The sequence below is a fragment of the Mesorhizobium waimense genome (genome assembly GCF_003601975.1).
GTDB lineage: Bacteria > Pseudomonadota > Alphaproteobacteria > Rhizobiales > Rhizobiaceae > Mesorhizobium > Mesorhizobium waimense.
In genome coordinates this window covers 1-20,667 of record NZ_QZWZ01000038.1, presented here as the reverse complement: position 1 = coordinate 20,667, position 20,667 = coordinate 1, and the positions used below count along the sequence as shown (strand labels likewise).

Annotated in this window: 18 protein-coding genes and 3 pseudogenes; 4 read left to right on the top strand and 17 right to left on the bottom strand. The window is 57.9% G+C overall.

Annotated features, from left to right (window positions below; translation table 11 throughout):
* Positions 1 to 153 precede the first annotated feature (153 nt).
* A pseudogene (locus D3227_RS44460) lies at positions 154 to 538 on the bottom strand (DDE-type integrase/transposase/recombinase); the annotation flags it as partial.
* A gap of 838 nt (positions 539 to 1,376) precedes the next feature.
* Here D3227_RS44460 and D3227_RS30940 point away from each other — a divergent pair.
* A complete protein-coding gene (locus D3227_RS30940; protein ID WP_120018018.1) occupies positions 1,377 to 1,679 on the top strand; it encodes a DUF982 domain-containing protein in 303 nt (100 codons plus the stop codon).
* A gap of 158 nt (positions 1,680 to 1,837) precedes the next feature.
* Positions 1,838 to 2,086, top strand: coding sequence for a DUF982 domain-containing protein (locus D3227_RS30935; protein ID WP_120017997.1), 249 nt, complete (start codon positions 1,838 to 1,840; stop codon positions 2,084 to 2,086).
* 312 nt (positions 2,087 to 2,398) lie between these two features.
* Here the strand turns inward: D3227_RS30935 and D3227_RS30930 are convergent, their stop codons facing one another.
* The 15 genes and pseudogenes from D3227_RS30930 to D3227_RS30850 all read right to left on the bottom strand — a co-directional run bounded on the left by D3227_RS30930 (position 2,399) and on the right by D3227_RS30850 (position 17,459).
* Positions 2,399 to 2,947, bottom strand: a complete 549-nt coding sequence (locus D3227_RS30930; RefSeq protein WP_120017996.1) for a tetratricopeptide repeat protein — start codon at positions 2,945 to 2,947, stop codon at positions 2,399 to 2,401.
* Positions 2,944 to 5,079: a type III secretion system export apparatus subunit SctV gene (gene sctV, locus D3227_RS30925; RefSeq protein WP_120017995.1), complete on the bottom strand. Its 2,136-nt coding sequence runs from the start codon at positions 5,077 to 5,079 to the stop codon at positions 2,944 to 2,946. Before sctV ends, D3227_RS30930 begins: the two co-directional genes overlap by 4 nt.
* 292 nt (positions 5,080 to 5,371) lie before the next feature.
* Positions 5,372 to 6,262, bottom strand: coding sequence for a SctD/MshK family protein (locus D3227_RS30920; RefSeq protein ID WP_120017994.1), 891 nt, complete (start codon positions 6,260 to 6,262; stop codon positions 5,372 to 5,374).
* Between the two features lie 2,068 nt (positions 6,263 to 8,330).
* Positions 8,331 to 8,872: pseudogene (locus D3227_RS30905) on the bottom strand (integrase core domain-containing protein); the annotation flags it as partial.
* A 185-nt stretch (positions 8,873 to 9,057) separates the two neighbouring features.
* Positions 9,058 to 10,095 (bottom strand): EscU/YscU/HrcU family type III secretion system export apparatus switch protein, encoded by a 1,038-nt coding sequence (locus D3227_RS30900; protein WP_120017993.1) that lies wholly within the window; start codon positions 10,093 to 10,095, stop codon positions 9,058 to 9,060.
* Complete coding sequence (gene sctT, locus D3227_RS30895; protein WP_120017992.1) at positions 10,092 to 10,910, bottom strand: type III secretion system export apparatus subunit SctT; 819 nt, start codon at positions 10,908 to 10,910, stop codon at positions 10,092 to 10,094. The genes D3227_RS30900 and sctT overlap by 4 nt, the downstream gene beginning before the upstream one ends.
* An 8-nt stretch (positions 10,911 to 10,918) precedes the next feature.
* Positions 10,919 to 11,167: an EscS/YscS/HrcS family type III secretion system export apparatus protein gene (locus D3227_RS30890; protein WP_206073788.1), complete on the bottom strand. Its 249-nt coding sequence runs from the start codon at positions 11,165 to 11,167 to the stop codon at positions 10,919 to 10,921.
* A 29-nt stretch (positions 11,168 to 11,196) separates the two neighbouring features.
* On the bottom strand, positions 11,197 to 11,862 hold the full coding sequence (gene sctR, locus D3227_RS30885) for a type III secretion system export apparatus subunit SctR (RefSeq protein ID WP_095090007.1): 666 nt from the start codon (positions 11,860 to 11,862) through the stop codon (positions 11,197 to 11,199).
* The gene (gene sctQ / locus D3227_RS30880) at positions 11,855 to 12,931 is read right to left on the bottom strand and encodes a type III secretion system cytoplasmic ring protein SctQ (RefSeq protein WP_120017991.1); all 1,077 of its coding nucleotides are present in this window, start codon (positions 12,929 to 12,931) and stop codon (positions 11,855 to 11,857) included. The genes sctR and sctQ overlap by 8 nt, the downstream gene beginning before the upstream one ends.
* A gap of 26 nt (positions 12,932 to 12,957) precedes the next feature.
* On the bottom strand, positions 12,958 to 13,491 hold the full coding sequence (locus tag D3227_RS30875) for a hypothetical protein (RefSeq protein WP_120017990.1): 534 nt from the start codon (positions 13,489 to 13,491) through the stop codon (positions 12,958 to 12,960).
* On the bottom strand, positions 13,467 to 14,816 hold the full coding sequence (sctN, locus tag D3227_RS30870) for a type III secretion system ATPase SctN (protein ID WP_120017989.1): 1,350 nt from the start codon (positions 14,814 to 14,816) through the stop codon (positions 13,467 to 13,469). Before sctN ends, D3227_RS30875 begins: the two co-directional genes overlap by 25 nt.
* On the bottom strand, positions 14,797 to 15,435 hold the full coding sequence (gene sctL / locus D3227_RS30865; protein ID WP_120017988.1) for a type III secretion system stator protein SctL: 639 nt from the start codon (positions 15,433 to 15,435) through the stop codon (positions 14,797 to 14,799). Before sctL ends, sctN begins: the two co-directional genes overlap by 20 nt.
* On the bottom strand, positions 15,432 to 16,064 hold the full coding sequence (locus D3227_RS30860; protein WP_120018015.1) for a nodulation protein NolU: 633 nt from the start codon (positions 16,062 to 16,064) through the stop codon (positions 15,432 to 15,434). The genes sctL and D3227_RS30860 overlap by 4 nt, the downstream gene beginning before the upstream one ends.
* 12 nt (positions 16,065 to 16,076) lie before the next feature.
* Positions 16,077 to 16,943 carry a type III secretion system inner membrane ring lipoprotein SctJ gene (gene sctJ, locus D3227_RS30855; RefSeq protein WP_120017987.1) on the bottom strand — a complete coding sequence of 289 codons (867 nt, stop codon included), beginning with the start codon at positions 16,941 to 16,943 and terminating at the stop codon, positions 16,077 to 16,079.
* 9 nt (positions 16,944 to 16,952) lie between these two features.
* On the bottom strand, positions 16,953 to 17,459 hold the full coding sequence (locus D3227_RS30850; protein ID WP_120017986.1) for a nodulation protein NolB: 507 nt from the start codon (positions 17,457 to 17,459) through the stop codon (positions 16,953 to 16,955).
* A gap of 212 nt (positions 17,460 to 17,671) precedes the next feature.
* On the opposite strand from D3227_RS30850, the gene D3227_RS30845 reads away from it, so the two are divergent.
* Positions 17,672 to 18,376 (top strand): secretin N-terminal domain-containing protein, encoded by a 705-nt coding sequence (locus tag D3227_RS30845; RefSeq protein WP_120017985.1) that lies wholly within the window; start codon positions 17,672 to 17,674, stop codon positions 18,374 to 18,376.
* 303 nt (positions 18,377 to 18,679) lie between these two features.
* Positions 18,680 to 20,479 (top strand): HrpF/NolX family T3SS translocon protein, encoded by a 1,800-nt coding sequence (locus D3227_RS30840; RefSeq protein WP_120017984.1) that lies wholly within the window; start codon positions 18,680 to 18,682, stop codon positions 20,477 to 20,479.
* A 68-nt stretch (positions 20,480 to 20,547) separates the two neighbouring features.
* Here D3227_RS30840 and D3227_RS30835 read toward each other — a convergent pair.
* Positions 20,548 to 20,667 (bottom strand): annotated as a pseudogene (locus D3227_RS30835) (IS5/IS1182 family transposase); the annotation flags it as partial.

Genomic DNA, 20,667 nt, shown 5'->3' with positions numbered 1-20,667 from the left:
ACCCGGCGCGTCCCCTCTCGGCCTTCTCTCATAGAGCCTGGCAGAGCGCTTCTCGCCGACGAGGAGCGTAATCAGCGCCCTCGCAGGTTTTTGTTGCAACGGCTGAAGAGGGGCGCAGAGAGGCACTGATGCGAGGTCTATCAGTCGGCAGGATTCGAACTGCTCGGCGATCGAAGCGTTTGGATTGTAGCTGTGCCTCGCCTGTCGTTTGCGCATCATGTGGATCATCTCGATGCCGGATAAAATGGTTGTGGCGGTGGCCGCCGATTTGAAGCCGAGCATCGGCCGGGCGCGGCGCTTGGGGTGCCGACTGGATCCTTCAAATACTGGCTCCGGCGGATCCGGATCGGCTCCAGCCGGCGCCGGGAGCGATCCTGCAAGCGATTTGGGGTCTTGCAGGAAACGATCCCGTCTCGATTGCTCTGGCTACCGTCGATGACGACGCAATCCGGTCGGCCATGACGCTCCAGCGCCTTCTGAAGAAGCGTTTGGCCGACGGCAGGTCGCGCTGTTGCGCTGAAATGCATTCGACGCTGTCATGCCATTGGCGGTCACGCTCCGCTATCCCAGATCATTCCAACTCGACGCATCATCTTGTACCGACTTCCGACAACACCACCGGGATCGAGCGCCTGGAGATCGGCGTGGTTGGCATGAAATACGGTCTACGGAGGCGGGAGAGCGAGCGGCCGATGTCGACCAGCATGAAAAAGGCGACTGCTCTCAGTGCTATTGCAGAAAATGTGTCAACAGCGTCCGTCACAAAAGCGTGCGGCAGCCGGGATTCGGGAATTCGGGTCGGACTGTCGAGCCACGCGCGAGACAACGTGCAGTCTTTGGCCTAATGGCGCGAGGTGATGGACTGCCGTTGTTTCTCAGGCTCCCCGGTCGGTCCGAAAAACGCATCAGAGACCAGCTACTTCGTTCGCAGAGGCTTGAGCTTGAACCACCGCAGAAGCGAATGGCATTTTTCCTTTCCGGGCACCGCAACACACAAACAACAAAGATCATGTCGGCCGCAAGCGGCTTTCGTTTGACAATGTGTCGATCCCGATCCGCGACCCGTGCGATACATCGCAAGACCCGGCTCCTTATACAGGCAGAGTGAATGATACAGGCAGAGTGAATGGTCACCGCACCGATATTCGTCAGCAAGCACGACGTGCAGGTCGGCGCTGGCTTAGCTTGGCCGGCGCAGCCAAGACGTCTCGGAAAAGGCCGGAAGGTGTATCAAACGCTGCCCTGCGGGCCTTCGGGCAGACATCGCCGCTTATTTCCTCTTGAACTGTCATCGCCCTGACAACACATTTTGCGACGGTCGGCGGGTGTCGATGAGGTTCGCGCAACCTAGCTGTTCAGCAGGTCGGGAGGCACAGATGAACGCTGAGGCTTTCAACAGCCCACTTTTCGTGAAGCGTGCAACTTACATCGTGCAAGAGATTGCCAGTCTAGCCGACGCTGTCGACTTCCTCAATGAATGGCCAGAAGATCGCAGGGACCTAATCCACGAAGCCGCCCTCAGAACGTGCTATGATGCATACGATGGACGAAAACCTGTGAGCGCCGCGCGTAATGCCTTTTTCGGCTTTGCGAAACGGGCCAACATATTGGAGGATGCAACCTCCGCAATGCAGTGGCTCGCTGCCTGCAAGTCGGGCACGGGGAAAGCACAAGTTTAGGCTTCGGCGCCATGCGGCTGGTGATGGGCGCGCCGAGGAGGGCAATGTGTCGAGATTTCATGCATGGCGAAAGTGGAAGCGCTGCTCGAAAATGGGCGGGAATCGTTCGGCTGGGCAAGCAAGTGCGACCAAGGCTATTGCCGCATGTGGGTGCACAGATGACCCGCTTGAGCAGATTTGAGAGGCCGGTCGTTATCCAGGTTACCCGCCACGGCTCAGAGCGTATGGTGTTCGATGTTAACGACGCGGCCGCTATCCTGCTGCGTGATCTTCATCGTCAGACCGAGAAACGGAAGGTGGCGATGAACGCCTGTCTGCAGGTATTGCGTGGTGAAATTCATCCGCCAGCTGCTCGAAGGGCTTTCGTGGCTGCTGCACTCGAAGCAAAGATTCTGCGCAGCGATTGATTAACTAGGACGGTCAGGAATTTCTTCGTTGCATCGCTGCTGGTTTCTCGCACAAAAAGACGCATCGCAGAAGTGCGATATCCAACCCACGCACAAGAACGCCATTCCTAAGAAGCACTCAGCCGGGTATACCCTACAACCCGCGCCAACGCCCAGCTGTGTCTCTTAGAATGGCGCGTAAGAGCATGATCGGCCGTCTTTTCAAGGGCTCATTCTGTTCCCATTGCTGTTCATCAACGGCAAACATCAAACTGACGACGTCCCTGTTGGAATTCCGTTTTCCAGTGTGCCAGTCCGGGGCCTTTTGCACGGCTATCGCGATCGTGCCAACGCACTCCTTTCGGCCTTCCCGTCCACCCCAAGCGACAGGTTGAGATTGTGGCGCAACATCAGATTCCCTGGCTCTGTTTCAAGAGCTTGCCGATATAACGCTCGTGCCGCGTCATGTCGCCCCTCCAAATCCAGAACAACTCCCTTCGCGTTCAACGCCCGCAAATTACTTGGAGCTGCTACCAAGAGGTTGTCGAGTACCTGAAGCGCCTCATTCGGGCGTTTCTGTGCCAGCAAGACCTTCGTAAGACGGATTGCCGCATCGACATTGTCCGGATGCTGCTTCAGATCATCCCGCAAAGCCCGCTCTTGCGCATCCTGACCGACTGCGCGCAAAATGCGCTCGCGTATAGCCGGATCGATCTGATCAGCGCCGAGCAACTCTGGGGGCGACGTCTCCTTCACTGAAAGAACTGGCTTGTTCCAGCTAGCGCAACCTCCGAGAGGCAAAATGGCGAGTACTGAGAAGAGAACTGAGCGCAGACGAGATGAAAGTAACGGCGGAGTGGCAATATTCTCATGTGAATTCATGCTTGGTTCTCAGCTGTCATAGAGTGCTGTGCCTTTGAGTTGGCGGCAACGCGGATACGGCGAGATTCCCCCGACATTTCCCCTTCTGTTCCAGGGGGGAGCTTGACGGATCCGGCGGGTTGAATCGTGAAGTCGGAGGCAAGGTCCTGATAAGACAACACAGCCAGATCGATCCCGTTTCGGGTGAGAAAGCCGCGGACGAAGCGTCGAACATCCATCGAAGTTAATATGACGGGGCGGGTCTGATCCGGTGCTGTGCTGGAAAAGATGCTGCGCATCTGTGACAGCAGCGCTTCGCTTTGCCGATCCTCTAACACGAGGTAGGGGCCGGCAGCCGAATCTCGAGCCGCACTCCGCACCATATCCTCACTCTCACGTTCGATAATAAAGGCGGGCACGATACCTTGTGTGTTGGCATAGCGGTGGCAGATCTGCCGCTTCATGCCGGAGCGAACATATTCCGTGAGCAGCGCGACGTTTTGCTCACGTTCGCTCCATTCGGCCAATGCCTCCAAGACGAGGCGGGTGCTGCGGATCGGGATACCTTCATCCAGCAGGCGGCGCAGCACATCGGCAACCCGGGGAACAGGCGTCGTGCGCAGCACCTCCTTCACCAGATCAGCATAATCGTGCTCCATTCGGCCCAGCAATTCGCGGGTCTCTTGGATACCCACCAAGTGCGGTGCATAGCGGGTCAACGTCGCATGGACACGCGAGGCGAGGAGTTCGCTCGCTCGGTGATAGCGGATGCCGTCAGCGTTGAGAGCCGGTGCATGGCTTTGTTCGACCCAGATTCTGTCCGCTTCTGGATCATGCCGAAAGGGGATGCCGCTCACTTCAATGTTCGCCAGACCGTCTGCGAGTTCTAGCAGTGTCGGATCAATCAAATCCTGTTCGACTGGCACGCCCTCGACATCTATTCTAAATTGCGACTCGGGCAGCTGCTCGTCGACCGCAACTGGAATGCGCGGAACGATAATGCCGAGATCAGCTGAGACGAGTTGCGAAACGCGTGCAATGTGCTGTTCCAATTCGGCTTGGTCGATCTCATGCGTAAGGCTCGGCGCAAGAAAGAAGGCGATCGGGCTTGCCTGCGCAGGCACGGTTTGTTTTTGAGGCTCTACTTCAGCGCCACTTGTAGCATTGATATTGTCGGCGCCCTGCCCATCACCCTTGGCAATGCTTGCGGCGGCGAAGACTGCGGCCAACGTAAGAAAGACGGGCAGAGGGAAACCGGGAACAAACCCCATCGCAACCAAGACGCAGGCCGCCAGCCGCAATGCTCGCTTGCTGGCCGTGAGTTGATTGACTATGTCGGTCCCAAGGTTGAGCCTCGCGGCCCCCGTTACACGCGTGACGATGGTTGCCGCTGTAATTGAAAGCAGCAGGGCCGGAATCTGCGAGATTAACGCGTCACCTATGGTCAGTAGAGTATAGTGTTGCAGAACCTCGCCGAAGGACATGCCTTTCGAAAGCAGACCGATGGAAATTCCACCCAGCATGTTGATGCAGATCACCACGAGCCCGGCGATGGCGTCGCCCTTCACGAATTTCATCGCGCCATCCATCGCGCCAAAAAGTTGGCTTTCCCTCTCCAATGCGGCACGCCGCCTGCGAGATTCGTTGGCATCGATGTGGCCGTTGCGAAGCTCTGCGTCGACCGCCATTTGCTTGCCCGGCAGAGCGTCGAGCGTGAAGCGGGCCGCCACCTCCGCTACGCGTTCGGCACCCTTCGCGAGGACCATGAACTGAACCATGGTCACGACCAGAAATATGACAAAGCCGACGAAGATATTGCCTGAGATTACGAAGTCGCCGAACGTGTGGATGATGCTGCCTGCCTCTCCCTCGGCCAGGATCAGTCGTGTCGTTGCGATGGTAAGCGCCAGACGGAACACCGTGGAAATCAAAATGACGCCCGGCAAAGACGAAAAATCAAGCGGCGTGCTGACATACAGGGCAACCATCAGCAGCAATATGGCCAAACCCAAATTGAATCCGATAAGCGTGTCGACAACCACGAGCGGGATTGGCATGACCATCATACCTATCGCCAGCAGCAGCATCAACGCGACCATTAAGTCGGGGTTGGCCGGCGCACGGTCGATGAAGTTACGCAGGACGTTGGGCATGTGGGCCCCTTTGTGGTCGTTTGAGAATTACTGGGCTGCCACGCAGTGAAACGTAGCTTTCGAAGGCCGCGCGCGCCTCGTCCCTGCGGCCGGTCCCACGCAGCGCATCGCCACGCGAGGGAGTCAGAGGAAAGCGCGAGGATCCCCGGTTAGGTGTATCCAGTGTGGTCAGGACCATCTGTGCCTCATCGCCGAAACCTTCCGGGATGAGCGCATAGGCGAGAAGCCGCAGCAGGGGGGACAGCTTGAGCAATGGAGTTCTCCTGAATACGGCCCGCGGAGCTGGACGCCCTTAATACGGCAGAGCAGCAACGCGACCATTTCGGCTCATCAGCACACGACCCTCCTCGATCCGATCGACCGTCCAGCCATCATCCAAAAGCGCGCCGACAAAATACTTCTCGCCAGCGATTATCAGATACGGAAGGGGCCCACGCCAAACTGCTTCAACCGCGATGGCTGATGGCGCCTTCTCCTCCTTGATAACCACTCCATTCACCAGTGTGAGAGCGCCGTTCGTGCGATGATCGAACCACTGCTGAACCCTCTGCCAACTGCTGACCGATGCTGACGTGACGGTGCCCTCAGCGGTCACGACGCCCTTCGCGGAGCCGATCATAATATTGTGAAGGCCCGCTTTATCGACTTCCTCTTGCAGGTCTTTGGCCACAGCCACGGTAGCCTGGTCATCAGCGCGGTTATTGGTCAGCTTGAATTCAAGTTCGGCACCTGGCGACTTGGCGTTCAATGCATCAGCAGTGCCGTAATAGGAGAACATGGCCGAGAGCGCGCCGATCCCGAGAGAGCCGAGTAACACCAAGGTGAGCACAAGGATCGAGAGGCGTGGTCTGGCGGTCGAACCAGCCGGCGCTGCATCCTGCGCTGACCAGAGGATGGACATCGCGCCGGCGTGAATGATGACAGGAAGGGGCAGCACAACGCGCTCGCCTGCTGCAATATTCCGATTGTCCTCGATGCAGAGTCCGCCTGCAAGCGCCTCAACCTCGATCGAATTCCCAAGAAGAGTGATACGAAAATGATGTGGCGCCAGTCTTTGTTCGACGAAGATTATATCGGCGTCAAGGCCACTGCCGATTAAGTTCGTTTCAAGAGTCGGCTTACCGGTCAGCCCGCAATAGACCCCCGACAGAACTTCGAAATGAAGGGAAACAGCGTCATTCAAGGATGATCTCCCGAATCAGGAAAGAAGCCGCATGGCAATTACCATGCGGCTCATTTCGGTCGCACATCGCGCCACCCAGGGCCGCGATCGAGGCTTTCCAGAACCCCGTTTCCGAGATTACTGAACGCGTTCGTCGGCCGCTTTCTTGATTGTCTGCAAGTTGGTCGTAACAGTGCGCAGCTCTATACTCCTAGCCGTAGCCTCCAAGCTAACCGCCGTTAGTTCCTGGATTTGCTGCTGGAATGCGGCAGCCCCAGCGGCTTTGGAAGCTACGTCCGCACCAGCCGCAGCGCCAGCACCACCCAAACTAGCAAGAGTACCTATTTTACTCATATCGTTTCCCTTCTGTTCGAACTGTGCCGTCACCGACGGCACGCACCTCCCGACGCGGACCACCCAACGTCAGGCATCTTCTTCAGTGTCTGCCAGAGCGTCGTCGGCATCAGCCATGGCATCGTTCACAATAGTTAGCGCAACAGAACGGAGAGCCGCCTCGAAGGCTTCGCTTTCACCTGCAGCTTGCGAGCCATCCCCAGAAAAGGTCGGACTATCCGCTCGACCGATCTCGCCACCCGGCCTGGTAGGACCAGAAGGCCCGTTGCTATGACCAGAGCGCTCGCTGGATGCGTGCCGCGACTGTCCATTCGAATGCCCATGCCCGGTGCGGGCCAAGGATCCAAGTCTATCGCCAATTGCTGCTATCATCAGGTATTCCCACATCTGTTTCCGTTAACGGCGACGCGTAGAAGATCAATTTCATCAAACGTTAAGAGGGCGAGCTTTCGAGAAGCTGACCAGTCTCAACAAAAAGCGGCTGCGGCGCTATTGCAAAATGAATGGTCGCGCACGATCTGGCCTCCTGCCGGGCAGACTTCTTTTGTTCAAGGCAAAGTGATGGTGTGGGCAGAACGTTTCTGCCGCAGGCACCGGGTCAGATGCCGTGATCTTGAATAGCAGTGTCGCCTTCCCAGCGCGAAGGAATGTCAGGACATGCCGGACGACTGAGCGTCGCCGTTGGTGCGGTGCTCTTCACGGATGACGCCGCTTGCCAGCTTAATCGTCAGCTGGGCTGTGTGGCCTTACTCTTGTTTTCCGCCCAGTCTTGGTCAGTGCTGGACGGCAGATGCCCGCGATCGCTGCATCAGCCGCCAACGCGCGGCGGCACCTGGCTCTTCCATTCGGTCGTCCTACGCTCCCGGCCGCATCTGGGCCGCAGGACTGTGATGTCGACAGGACCGAAGCTGCCGGTCAGTGCCCGTACTCCTGAGCGCGTTTTTCCACCTCGATGCCAATTTTTTCTCCAGGGGGCCACGCAAGGCTTGGAAAAAATGACTGCGATTTCTTCCGAATCATCACCATCCCTGTGAAGCACGTGAGCGTCTCGAAAGCTCACATCGGGATCAGGTCCAGATGACTGTTGAGGCTGCATCATCGGCATTGATTGAGGAGCGGGGAGATGCGAACCGGGAATAACCACTTCGACGGCTTTCGGCGTAAGCCGGCGGCTCGTTGAGGAGCTGGCACAACCCCCAGTCCAAAGATTGCGTTCCACGAAACGGGTCAAAGGATGGCCGGGGCGCGACGGATGGGGGACTAGGGAGACAGGTCCAACCCTTTCTCGCGCGCGATGAAGTACGGCCTGTGCCTTGCATGCGCGGCCTTCGCCTACGATAAAATCGCCAACGACTTACCCCTATCCACTACCTCGCTGCATGATGGGCAGGGCTTCACCAGCAACGAACGGCTTAGGATCGTCCAGACATTAGGACGACGTTGGGTTACTCCATCGCGCTACCGCTCCTAAAAGTCCGACTGGAAAACTCATGCTGGTCGTTCGATGCGTCAGGCAAACAGCATGACGGTGGCGGTGCAAGGAAGTGGGATCGACGTCGCCTAAAACTGAGCCGGCGTTTGCGGTTCTTGTCGGCGAGAGAGCGCTCGACGACCCGGCGTTTATTAATGCCCGACTGACCAGCCACTGAATTTTCATCCAGCCTCGGCGGGTTTTACGCCGGATGACGCGGGTTGTGAACAACGGGTGATCGGCGGGGTTGCGCAACCGATCGTCCGTTGCGGTGAGACTGGCGGCATAGGCCGTCGGCGTGAGGAACCCGAGCGCCGAATGTGGGCGGTTGTAGCCGTCCTTCCATTCGGCGATCGTCGTGCGGGCATGGTCGACGCTGAAGAACAGGGCCTCGTTCAGAGCTCGTCCCGCATCCGCCCGTTGAAGCTCTCGCAGAGCCGTTCTGCATCGCCTTGCCCGGCGCGATGTAGTGCCATTGCACCTGATGATCCTTCGACCGGGCGAGCATGGCGTTCGAGGTGAACTCGGTGCCGAGGTCGCAGACGATCATGCCCGGCTTGCCGCGGCGGGCGATCAGGTACGTCAGTTCCCGCGCCACACGCCGGCCCGAGATCGAGGTCGACCACGTTGAGGATGCGGAAGCGACGGCCGCAGCAAACTGGTCGTGGACGAAGTCCAGCGACCAGCGCGCTTTCGGCCGCGCCTCCACCAGGATCGGTGTCCGGGTGCCGACCGCACGCCGTCGCGCGCCGCTTGTGCACCGCCAGCCCTTCCTCGCGATAGAGCCGATAGATGCGGTTGGGCCCAACACTTCATCCAGATCCAGACCGGCCTCAGCGAATTGGCCTGCCGCACCGCGGCATACCCGACGTCATGCCGCCGAACCGCCTGCCTGACCTCGTCGCCATAAGCTGCAGACCGCGCGAGCCTAAAGTCGTACACGTCAATCGGCAGATTTTGCCTGACCGGAGACAGCCTGTTGAGGCCACGGCTAGGTTAAGCCTGCGGCGAAGAGTGCTCGCGCAACGGGCTCGAAATATTGCATGGGAACCGCGTTGCCCAGTTTCGTTGTGCTGATGAGTTGATGCGCCAAGTCATGATCATTTACAATTTCGAGACGTAGCGCCTGCGCCTCACTAAACATTCGTGAGGCGGCCTCGCCCTCGGCGCGGCAAACTAAGACCGGCACACCGGTCTCACCTCGTACGTAACGCAGACCGACCAGTATCGCCTTCCCTCTGAAGACCAACGTGGCGCGATTCACCCCAAGCGGAGGCTCGCCGGCCGCTTCATCGCGGATGCGACGTCGTTCATTGTTCAACTCCGGCGTTCCTTGCTGTTCCTTCACCTCGCGCGTCACTTCGGTCTTGGTCATGCGCATTTCGCGCAGAAACAACGCACGCTGCAACAGGAGATCAATCAGTCCGCCGACCAGAAGTGCACCGGCGCCAATCCCGAGCAACAGCTTCGCCTCCGTAAAGACAACGCCGAGGCAACCCATGCCGCACAGCGGCAGATAGACCATCGACTTCCACATGCCGAGAAGGACGAGGGAAAAGGTCGCGCTGAGAACCATTACTTTAAACAGAGTCTTGCCAACTTCGACTACAGAACGCATGGACGCCATGCGCTTCAGCCCTTCAAAAGGGTTTATTTTCCCAAAGTTGGGCTTCATCGGCTCGAGAGAGAAGACAAATCCACCATTGGCCAATAATCCCGTCAGAATTACCGCAGCAACGAGAGTGCCAAGCAGCGGGCCAACGGTCGCCAGGGTGAGTTCGATTAGCAGGACCAGTTCCTGCCGGACCGCGACATCGAAAGGCAGCTTCTGCAGCTTGTCGGTTAATAGTAGCGTTTCGTGGCATTTGTCTTCGATCACGCTCCCTCTTAGCCAAAGATAGCCGAGCCCAGCGCAAGTGCCGCCTGCGCGGACGAAATCGGAGCTACGCGATATCTGCCCTTTTTTGCGCGCTTCGCTTAGCTTCTTTGGGGTGGCGGCGTGTGCCTTTTCTTCACTCGTGTCGCTCATTTCAGCAACTTGTCGAACCACTCAAGCGCGCCACTCGCTTGTGTGATCTCCAGTTTCATGCTCTCGACCAGATAGGCAGCGTAGGTGACCATGATAATCGGAAAGACGATATTCTTGATCGCAGGGGACAGTTGGCTCGACTTGAATTGGGGCGCAAAGCGACGCAGGATCATCATTGAAATATCAATCAGCCCCAGAAAGAACACTACGGGCCCCGAGACCAATATTGTCGTGCGCATAATCTGGTCGAGCAGCCTCAATAACTCCATTGCTCCCTGCGCGCTCAATGCGGGGTGAAACCGATACACGGGCCAGATCAAATAGCTGCCATAAAGGGCGCTGATCACGGCCTCCAGACCTCCTGCTGCGACGAAGATCGTAATTGCAGTGATCCCGAGAAAGACTCCCATGGCGGAAGCCTGACTGTTCGTCGTGGGGTCGCTCGGAGCGGACGGGCTAGTGATGCCGCGTTGATTGTCCATAAACTCACCGGCCGCCTGAAGTCCCCAAAGGGGAGTGCCGAGAAAAGTGCCAAGGAGTACGCCGACAAAAACCTCCTTCAATCCGAGAAGAGTTACCTGGATCAAACGTGTTTCAGGATCTAGCGCCTGCAAGCCCTCGCTGACGTGTGCCAAGCATGGTAGTCCGAAGGCAACAGCCAGGCAGCCGCGGATCAGCCCGCCAATCTGAGATCGTGTAAATACAGGAAGGATCAGCATAATGCCTATCGCGCGGGCCGCGCCGAGACCCGCCGCGACGACGATTTCGATAGCCGTATGGATCAGGATTTGAATCTCGGCCGATGACGCATACATGGCGAGGACTAATAGCCAGGTGTCATTGCGGGAAACTCGGTAAAGATCTGGCCGGCCAGTCCTATGAGCGGGGCGCTCAGCACGGGGGCAAACAGGCCAATTACCGCGACAACGACCAGAAGCTTCACAGTGAGCGGCAAGCTTTCATCCTGGATCTGCGTTGCCGCTTGGATGATGCCGATGCCTAGGCCAACAATTACCGACGCAACGAGCGGCGGCAGAATCCAGATCATGAAAACCACCAACGATTGGTTCATAAGAGTGACAATACTGGATTCAATAATGATCAACCTCCCGGTATCGTGTAGCTCAATACAAGTCCGTGCATCAACCTTGACCAGCCATCAATAGCGACGAACAAAAAGAGCTTGAATGGGACGGATATAACTGTCGGAGATACCATCGACATGCCCATCGCCATCAAAATTGTCGTTACGATAAGGTCGATGACGATAAAGGGAAGATAAAGGAGAAAGCCGATTTCGAACCCACGCTTTAGTTCCGAAATTAGAAAAGATGGTACGAGAATGGCGAAATCATCAGGTGTGGTTCTGGCGCGCATTTCCTCTGGCCAGACTTTTTGGGTCGAGGAGAGGAAGAATCGCCGCTGCTCTTCGTTCGTGAACTTCTTGAGATGATCGCGCAAGGGCTCACTGCCGGCTTTGGCGGCGCTTAGCCAGTCATCGAACGTCTGATAGCGGAGCTTCGGATCCGTCATACGATCATAGGTCTGTTCAATAACAGGCGCGCTAACGAAAATGGTGAGGATGAGTGCCGCTGCGTATAGCACTAAGTTAGGCGGTATCGTCTGGGTCCCGAGCGCATTGCGGACGAGGAATAAAACAACTGATAGCTTTACAAACGCCGTGGTTGTGGCGACTACCAAAACCAGCAGACCGAGTCCGGCGGTGACCGCTAGAAGCGAAAAGATTGCCGGCTGAATCTCAGTCATTGCATGCCAACCTGCCACGCAGTCTGATGCCTAGCTCATCTCCGATGCGCACGATGTCGCCACGTCCGATACGCCGGCCATTGGCAAGTATGTCGACCGGACCGTCGATTGGCCGACCAAGTTCGAAAACATGTCCTTTACCAGCACTCCTCAATTCTCCCAGAGGCATGGGCCAGCGGCCACACTCAAAGACAAGCTCGATCTCGACATCGTCGAGATTGGCTTCCGACGGCCCCAGTGGCGATTCGGGTTTTGTCATATGCGCATTCTCCAAAGGGCACGATCGGGGGCGGAATGGCCCCCGCAGGATTAGGTGATCGCCCTCAAGATCTGCCCGGGCCCATAACAGGCCTACAGATAGGGTGATCTGGTCGCGGCCGAACGGCGATTTGTCTGGCAACAGAGCATCACCAACACATGCTTTGCGAAGAAGCGCCGCCGGAACGCGAAGCGTGCCGATCTCTCCTGCGACCATGACCGGGAGCTCCGGGGATTGCTCGCGCGGCTGTAGCGGCAACTGGCCAAGCAGTTCGCCTAACGCGCGGAACGCGAACGGCACGAGGCCATCAAGAGGCGAGAACAGGAAGAGACGAGCTTTGCCATTGACTGGGCCGAACACGATTTCCAATTCGAGATAAGGAGCCAGTGTCGTGGCTTCACGCACGTGTAGAAGCTGCGCGTCCCGCTGCGTTTTATCCTCCAATTGAGCGATAAGCGGCTCAAGTGCAAGTTCCAGAATGAGCGAAGCAGTTGGCTCGGAAGGGAAAGCCAGACCACCCTGTACTGTGGAGACGAGCGCCTCTACAAGCCGTCGGGACAGCGACAGTACGATCGTTTCAGCTCCCACGCGCCAAACGCAGTCAAGCATCGGAATTCCACAAGGTTCCTGCTGCCAGGCGAGCCCTTCCACCCGCGCCGATAGCGGCTTGTCGCTGATCAAGGCCTGAAAGGGCCTGCGCGATGCCGCTATATCATTGAGCCACGAGGCGACCGCGTGGGACAGTGTTAGCGCTGGTTCGAATATAGCCGGTCTGCCCACGGTGGTTACCAAAGCGGATCTAAACTGCACGATCGCGTCATTCAGGGAGCCTGCGGTTATCGGATCTGGTTACCCTTCAGGGTGAGGGAAATTCTTCCATACCGAAGCAATATGTCATCGTCGGCCTCCATCTCGTCTGCGGCCTCTAAATGAATGTCGAGGGCGCGCCGGACGTCTTTCTCGATTTGCTGCCATTTGCGCTTTGCCGCCGAACATCTGACCCATCGGGCCCTCGTCTCAGACGCCGCTGCCTCGGCTTTTTCTTGAGCAACGCGCGCCTCATCAAGCATCTCGCGTCTGAAAGTGATCTCAGCCTCAAGCCGCTCAATCAGAAGGTGGTGATGGTCGAGTGCTGCGCTGGAAAAAGTGTCGAGCGACATCAGCTCTTGGTAGAGCTCCGCTTCGGCTCCTGCGCAATTTTGCTGTGCGACTGCAAGACCCTGGGAGGCGTTCTGTACGGCAAAGGTGGCCGTCCGGCGCTGGGCTTCCTTCTTCGACAGTTCCATAAGCAATCTACGCTCTTGCATTTCCTTCAGAAGCCGTAACCTCGAAGCGTGAAAACAATTCACCCGGTCAGACGCGACATCCATGCGATCGTCTCCTCAAAATCTGACGGCTCGCCTTCGCTCTGGCGCAAAAATTCCCTCAGCTCGCCAATCGACGCGACAGCCCGGTCAGTAAGAGGGTCGCCGCCTTGCTTGTATTCGCCGACGTTGATCAAAAACTCGGATTCGGCATAGCGCGAGAGCAGATCACGGAAAAAGGATGCTGCCTTGCGATGTGGCGCAGATACGATCGCATCCATTACGCGGCTGCGACTTTGCAGCACATCAATAGCTGGAAAATGCGATCGCGCCGCGATAGTGCGTGAAAGAACGACGTGGCCATCAAGAATGCCGCGCGATTCCTCGGCAATTGGATCGCCTGTGCCGTCACCTTCGACAAGCACCGTATAGAAAGCCGTGATTGAGCCGCGATCACCCATGCCGGCACGCTCCAGCAGGCCTGGCAGCATAGCGAAAACGGAAGGAGGAAAGCCCCGTCGGGTCGGCGGCTCACCCGCAGCAAGGCCTATTTCGCGCAAGGCGCGGCAGAAGCGTGTCAGCGAGTCTAGCATGAGGGCGACGCGTAGCCCTTGTTCGCGAAAATATTCGGCGAGCGCGGTCGCCATAGGAGCACACTGCGCCCGCTCCACTGCCGAGCGGTCGGATGTTTCGACGACTACGACCGTATGGCGAAGGCCCGCCTCCCCAAGATGCCGCTCTATGAATTCACGAACTTCACGTCCACGTTCGCCGATGAGCGCGACTATGATAACGTCGGCGGCGGCACCTTTTGCGATCTGTGACAATAACGTCGACTTGCCACAACCTGGCTCGCCATAAATTCCGATCCGCTGCCCCTCGCCGCATGTCAGCAGACCATCCAGAGCACGGATCCCGAGCGGGAACGGCCGCTCAACAATGCGCCTTGTCATTGGATTGGGGGCCGCGCCGCGCAGCGGACGAGTTTCGGTGGTTTTGACTTCGCCTTTGCCGTCGAGGGGACGGCAACGACTGTCAATCACGCGGCCGAGCAAATCGGGGCCGACTGGCACTTCACGCATTCTGCCAGTGGCCACAACCTCTGCGCGGCCGGACAGGCCCATCAAGTCTCCGATCGGCGTGAGCAACACGCCATTATCCAACAGGCCGATCACCTCGGCCTCGAGCGACAGTCCGGTTCTGGGATCCTGCAGCAGACAAAGTTCCCCAATACGAGTGTCGGGCAAGATGGCATGGACCAGTGTACCGACAGCCCGTGTAATCCGTCCGCGCACGACACGCGTGTCGATTCGCTTTGCCGTAGACCTCAAAGACGAGATGGCCGGATCGGGAGGCTGGATGCCGGCGGGACTATGCACCGGCGTGGTCACAGTTCGCCTCGTCAGAAAGTGACCCGAAGCCGAGGCGCAGCGCTCGCATCTGCGCATCAAGTCCCAGGTCGACATTGCCATAGTCGCTCCACAGCACGCACTGTTGCGGCGACAAGGTCGGATCCGGATCAATCCGAACCCTCGGCCGGCCCTCCCGCCCGTCGCACCCAGCAAACTCGCGCGCGAGCATATCAACTTGCTTGGGACATGCATGAAGGCAAACTTCCGCGCCGCTGTACTTGCGCTCAACAGCGTGACGAACAGCCCTCACCAACAGCTCGCCCGAATCGAAAGCGCCCAGAATATCGCTTAGGATCTCCATCACGAGCTGTGGCAATTCCTGCTCCAGAACCGCCTTTCGTCGCGCCACTTCGGAGGCTGCCCCCGCAATCAGCCGGGCCATTTCCTCGGCGCCTGCATCCAAGCCCTCGGTATGGCCGCGTGTCCGCTCACGCTGGTAGGCGGCGCGCGCCCAGCTGCGAACCCGCCGCTGATGCCGTTCCGCCGCAGCACGCGCTTCCATGGCGCTATGCCAGATTTCGATCTCACTCGCCCGTATCAGTGGCTCCACTGGGCGCATCTGGGGCGGGACGGGCGCTGCAGGAACATCGGCTGTCATATCACCGGGATCTCCGACTCAAAATGAGCGGCTACAAGCGAAAACAACTGGCCTGCGGCAGCATCGTGTTCGGGCGCTGGATTCTCGGCGGCGGTCCCGACGGGCAACCGTAGAAGCACGCGTGTACGCTCAAGCTCTGGACTGTGATTGAGCCAAGCACCAAGACAGGCATGTCCATCGTGTTCAATTTGCTGCGCCAGCTTTTCGGGATCAGCAATCAATCCGTTTGCGATCGCATGCGTCAGATGTCGGATGCCAAACGCGTGCGCATCAGCGCCGATATATCCAATAAGCGCGTTGAGGTGCGGCTGCGAAACAAGTTTCAGCAACGAACGGGCATGCCATATACTTCCGGCAAAGAGGGAAGCCCGACGCGGGTCACGTCCGTGCAGGAGATCCGGCCCCCAGCCGCCTCCGTTCGAATCCATGTCATTGTCAAGCAGCAATTCTACCAGCCTTGGCCGCAGCCTGGGACACTTCTGCAAGCGCATCAATGTCGCAGCCGATAACGCCGGATCAAGATGGGCGGCAAGACGCGTCGGATGGGCCGAAGCAGCAAGCTCGCTCCGAAACACGGAACGCAATTGGGACGTACGATCACGTTCGGCGGTCTTTGTCGATATCGTCATTGGGAATATCACCTACGCCGTATCGCCGATGATCTTCTTGCGAATGGCCTCGACAACGGAAGCACCCGAGCGCCCCTCGACCTTGGATAGGTCGCCCGTTGATTGCCTGCGCCGATGACCAACCAGACTGGCTAAGAGATAGCACGCCACAGCGAATACAGCCGCCGCAACACCCATCACGATCGCCAGAAGTGGCGCTGGAATGGAATTGGATGCTTTTGCCAGGACGGTCACCGGTACGGGCCGTTGCACGGGTACGGGCCGTTCCACTGGTACCAAAACCACTTCTATCTTATCGTAGGACAAGCCTTCGATGCTGTCGGCGACGAGCATCTTTATCTTCGGCAGCAGAACTGAGAGATTTTCTTTGGCGTCGTGTCGGATAAAGACCGAGGCTGAGGATGGCGCGGCGCCCGCTCGCAACAGATCGTTTTGCGGCAGAACGACATGAACGCGTACAGAGAAGACGCCGTCGATATCGCTGATGGTACGCGACAACTCTTCGCTCAGGGCATAAACGTAACGGGCACGCTCCTCCGTCGGCGAGGCAATCAGGCCTGAGCCCTGGAATATCTCGCCGAGGTTCTTGAAAGACTGGCGCGGCAGCCCCTTGGCATTCAGGAGATTGATTGAGAAGGCAAGCCGCTTTTCGTCGACCTGGATCGTGCTGGTCCCATCCTTAGCCGCAACCCGGACCGCATCAATCCCATTGTCAATTAGAAGCGCGAGCATCTCATTCGCGTCGCGCTCCTGCAATTGCGTATAAAGATCGACCTTGCAACCACTCAGGGCGAAGAGAAGTGGCAGTACGACAAAATGGAGCGAACGCCAGCCAAGCGGGCGACTACGCATGTTTTCGCCACGGGCTAAACCAATCATGCGCGCCGTTCATCCTTGTTTTATCAGGTTGTTGACAGATGAGGTGAGCCCGCTGACACCTTTGGAAACAAGAGCAACCTGGGTGACCTCGCTATAAACATTCCGCAGACCGGCAACCATCGTTTCGAAATCATGCGGTCCTTGCAGGGGGCCCGGCATCCGCGTTCCCGCAGCCCCACCTTCGACGGGGAGGCTCTGGGCCGGCCCCGACAGAGCGCCCTTTGTAAGGGCAACCTCATGGTCGCGCGCGGCAGAAGTGGCTGTATTGTCGCGGTACATCGAAGAAATCGTCTGGATCACGCGATCGCCCACCGGACTTGTCTGCGCAGGCGCGCGTTGGACATCCATCGGCGCAGGAACCGGCGCCGCCCTCGCTGGCGCCGAAGCAATGTCGTTTTTCGTCGAGGCGGCCGCCTGCGCCAGGGCGCGCTCAAACTGGGCCTGCTCGTCGAATGGCGCGAACCTGGAGAAAGGATCGGTTATAGTGGCAGAGATCGAGGTGACAGGCATCATCATGCAAGGACTCGTTTGTTCTCTTTGACGCGGGATGAGGTGTTCTCTTTGACGCGGGATGAGGCCAGCCGTTCATCGCCGGCTGTTGGATCAATACCCTAGGCAGGCGAACTGACGACAAGCTGACCAACGAGAGCGTCGTTTGGTTATTTAAAAGTCACGTTGTCGACTTTAGTCACTTGTGAGAGTTTCAGCCTTTGGTTTATCAAGACCAGATGCTGAGAACGCTCATCCAATCCACCGCCCTGCACATTTTGAAGATACTTCTCTGTGTCGGGTTTTTTCTCCCCACCGGTATCCACACCACTGTGGGTGCGCCTCTGTCGCTTCCCTCGACGCCCTATAGGTATACGGTTCTAGATCAGGATCTCTCTGCAGCGTTGCAGCAATTCGGCAACAACCTGAATATCAGGCTCAACATCAGCCCGGAGGTGAAGGGGCGGATTCGCGGGCGTATGCCGGATTTACCACCGCGCGAGTTCCTCGACCGCTTGACCGACCTGTATGATCTCCAATGGTATTATGATGGGATGGTGCTTTATGTGTCCGCTGCAAAAGAAGCGCAGACTCGGATGCTTGTGCTGACTTCGGTTGGCTTCGATGGGTTCAAGGCGGCCCTCGATGAGCTTGGCATCTCCGATGAGCGCTATGTCATGCGACCTGCGCCCGGAAATGGCCTCGTCCTGGTTTCCGGTCCTCCACGCTTCATGGCGCTGGTGGAACAGACGTTCAACGGCCTGGTGGCGGAGGCCCAGGCGCAGCCCCGCGCCGTGGAGACGCCGCCAAGAGAATCGGTGCTGATATTGTTTCGAGGCTCCTCCACCATGGTCGTCCGCGACGGGCAACCGGAAGCGTCTTACTCCTCTGTCGTGCCGCAACAGGACGGCGTCGCCGGGAAGCCTGAGCGGAACCAGAACTGACATCGGAGCAAACGCCGTAGCTTCTGGAGAAAAAGATCACGACCGCCACCTCCTGAGTGTGAATTCGTGTGAAACTCGTCAGTTTATCGAAAGCTAAGCCGTTCATGATTAGAACCGGCAACTCCAAAGATATCGCCGGCACTGTGCTGGAATTGAGCCTTGGGGCTAGCAAGGAGCGGATCAATTAAAAGCACGGCTAGGGCATTGGGACCCGGCCGACGCTCGGAATTGTCACGTTCGTGAACGCATTGGCCTCACATCAGGCCCTTGTGGGAATTTCAACGTCACGCCTGAGGGTGCACAATGTCGGCCAGCAACCTTTCACCATCCAACAGCTCAAATACCGCACAGTCAGTGCAGGCCTGGTCGGGCCGGACACCTTCTGCGCCTATGTCCGCCCAGGCTCAGCAAGGCGCATCCTTCTTCGACGCAATGCTGTCCTCTTACTCGCAAGGCGAGACCGAACCTGCGGCGCTCCAGGACCGGCAGGCTTCGGATCTCGAATCGTCGATGGAAGATTTGCGGCAGCACCCATTGGACCTGCTGCCGCCACATATGAGGGCGGCAATTGAATCGATGGATCAGGATCTCCAGCCCACTGCAATCGAGCCCCCTTCCGTCCCGCCGGTGCCGGTGAAAAGCTCAAGAATCACCTGGGACGGCGGCTCCCTGACCGAGGCTGAGTTGCAGATTGTGGCAGTGCTTAACCGTCACAAGGACACCCCAATCTGGTGGGCCAAGCTCGATGCCCAAGCCAATGCCCCCTCTGCGCCGCCGGATTTGAAAGCGGCGCTCAAGGCACTGCAGCAGGATCCAGAACTCTTTTACGCGATCGGCTCGCAGGGGGACGGCCGCTGTGGAGGCAGGATCGAGCCGAAAGATTTGTCTGAGTTCTCCAGCCATCATTCACAAGTTGCCGAATTTCAGGAGCGGCAGGCGCAAAGCTACGAGCAGAACTACATTCCATCCGACAGCACTGGAAATGCTCAGCCTTCGGTCATGACCTTGAGCGATGCCTTGCGCGAGCTTTACCGGTACTCTGAAAGCCTGCCCAAGAACCTGAGTCTGGCTGATTTCAATCAGATCGTCGACGGCAAAGCGAAAACCGTCAAATGTCCGCCCCAGGTCATTGCGGCGGCTCAATACTTTGTCAATCACCCGGATGCCTGGAAACAGTTGTACGGCGGTGCTATAGATAAGGTCCATAAAGAGGACTTCCTGCAAGTCGCCTCATCGTCGATGAGCCTCACGCAAGCCGAGCTGAATACGCTCGAGACGATGAATAGCCATCAGGACGCCTTCTTTGGAAGCGGTGTCATGACTCGTGACAAGCTGGCGAGCATGGCGGACGACAAGAGCCTTGATCCGGGAGTGCGCAAAACGGCGTCGCAGCTCCTTTCAGATCCTCTGTTGTTCGGTCTGCTAAACAATTCGATCACCGGCTACAAGACCCATAATAAATTCTTCGACTTCGGCGGCGGACATACAGTCGATTCTGGTGACGTCAGCAAAAAAGATTTTGCCCACTTCTACACCAACATGTCGTCGGCGAACCAAACCATTCAACAGCCAAAGATCCATGTGCCCAAAACCGCTGCGGAGCAGGACGCTGTCGCGGACATGACGATGGGCCTGGCGGACCAGCCTGAGATCAAGTCAGCCAAAAAGAACGGCGGCATGTTCATGCATATAATCGACGGCGTTTGCAAGGAAGCCTCTGGCCTGCTTGACACGGCCGCAACGGCGGTGGGCTTGCTCAGCTTCGTTCCGGGCCTGGGAAAAATAGCCGATCTCGCATCGATGGCCCTCGAGTGGGGGTCGCAAGCGGCAAATATCTTACATACAGCCATTAGCGGAGGCAATATGATGCACGCGCTGGCAGAAGCCGGCATCAACTTGGCGGCGCAGGCCGTCAGCCTTGTCGCTGGGCCCGAGGTCAAACTGGCAATCCGCAACGGGCTCGTCAAGAAGGCGATTGAAGAGGCCGCGACGGCCGGCATCAATCTACCGCTTTCCACGGCGCAAACCTATGCGGTAGATTATTTGAACAACCTGCAAGAAAGACTTGCGGCCGACTCTGGGCCGTCTCAGAGCCCGGCCTGACCAGCAAATTCGAACTTCCTCACCGCACTGCGTCCTTTCATCAATCAGCTCAGAGTCCGTTTTGAAATTCAGGGATGAGCGTTTCTGCGGATGAGATTGCCGCCCATAGCGACAAGGATCATGGCGTGAGAGACGTCGATGCGCTTCTCGTAGTCGCGCACGAGGCGGCGCCATCTTGTCATCCAGCC

What these genes read in the sequence shown, in the direction of transcription:
- D3227_RS30940 (WP_120018018.1), top strand. Translation starts at nt 1,377, where the DNA reads ATGAACGCTGAGGCTTTCAACAGCCCACTTTTCGTGAAGCGTGCAACT.
- D3227_RS30935 (WP_120017997.1), top strand. Translation starts at nt 1,838, where the DNA reads ATGACCCGCTTGAGCAGATTTGAGAGGCCGGTCGTTATCCAGGTTACC.
- D3227_RS30930 (WP_120017996.1), bottom strand. Translation starts at nt 2,947, where the DNA reads ATGAATTCACATGAGAATATTGCCACTCCGCCGTTACTTTCATCTCGT.
- sctV (WP_120017995.1), bottom strand. Translation starts at nt 5,079, where the DNA reads ATGCCCAACGTCCTGCGTAACTTCATCGACCGTGCGCCGGCCAACCCC.
- D3227_RS30900 (WP_120017993.1), bottom strand. Translation starts at nt 10,095, where the DNA reads ATGAGCGACACGAGTGAAGAAAAGGCACACGCCGCCACCCCAAAGAAG.
- sctT (WP_120017992.1), bottom strand. Translation starts at nt 10,910, where the DNA reads ATGTATGCGTCATCGGCCGAGATTCAAATCCTGATCCATACGGCTATC.
- D3227_RS30890 (WP_206073788.1), bottom strand. Translation starts at nt 11,167, where the DNA reads ATGAACCAATCGTTGGTGGTTTTCATGATCTGGATTCTGCCGCCGCTC.
- sctR (WP_095090007.1), bottom strand. Translation starts at nt 11,862, where the DNA reads ATGACTGAGATTCAGCCGGCAATCTTTTCGCTTCTAGCGGTCACCGCC.
- D3227_RS30875 (WP_120017990.1), bottom strand. Translation starts at nt 13,491, where the DNA reads ATGGATGTCGCGTCTGACCGGGTGAATTGTTTTCACGCTTCGAGGTTA.
- sctL (WP_120017988.1), bottom strand. Translation starts at nt 15,435, where the DNA reads ATGACAGCCGATGTTCCTGCAGCGCCCGTCCCGCCCCAGATGCGCCCA.
- D3227_RS30860 (WP_120018015.1), bottom strand. Translation starts at nt 16,064, where the DNA reads ATGACGATATCGACAAAGACCGCCGAACGTGATCGTACGTCCCAATTG.
- sctJ (WP_120017987.1), bottom strand. Translation starts at nt 16,943, where the DNA reads ATGATTGGTTTAGCCCGTGGCGAAAACATGCGTAGTCGCCCGCTTGGC.
- D3227_RS30850 (WP_120017986.1), bottom strand. Translation starts at nt 17,459, where the DNA reads ATGATGATGCCTGTCACCTCGATCTCTGCCACTATAACCGATCCTTTC.
- D3227_RS30845 (WP_120017985.1), top strand. Translation starts at nt 17,672, where the DNA reads ATGCTGAGAACGCTCATCCAATCCACCGCCCTGCACATTTTGAAGATA.
- D3227_RS30840 (WP_120017984.1), top strand. Translation starts at nt 18,680, where the DNA reads ATGTCGGCCAGCAACCTTTCACCATCCAACAGCTCAAATACCGCACAG.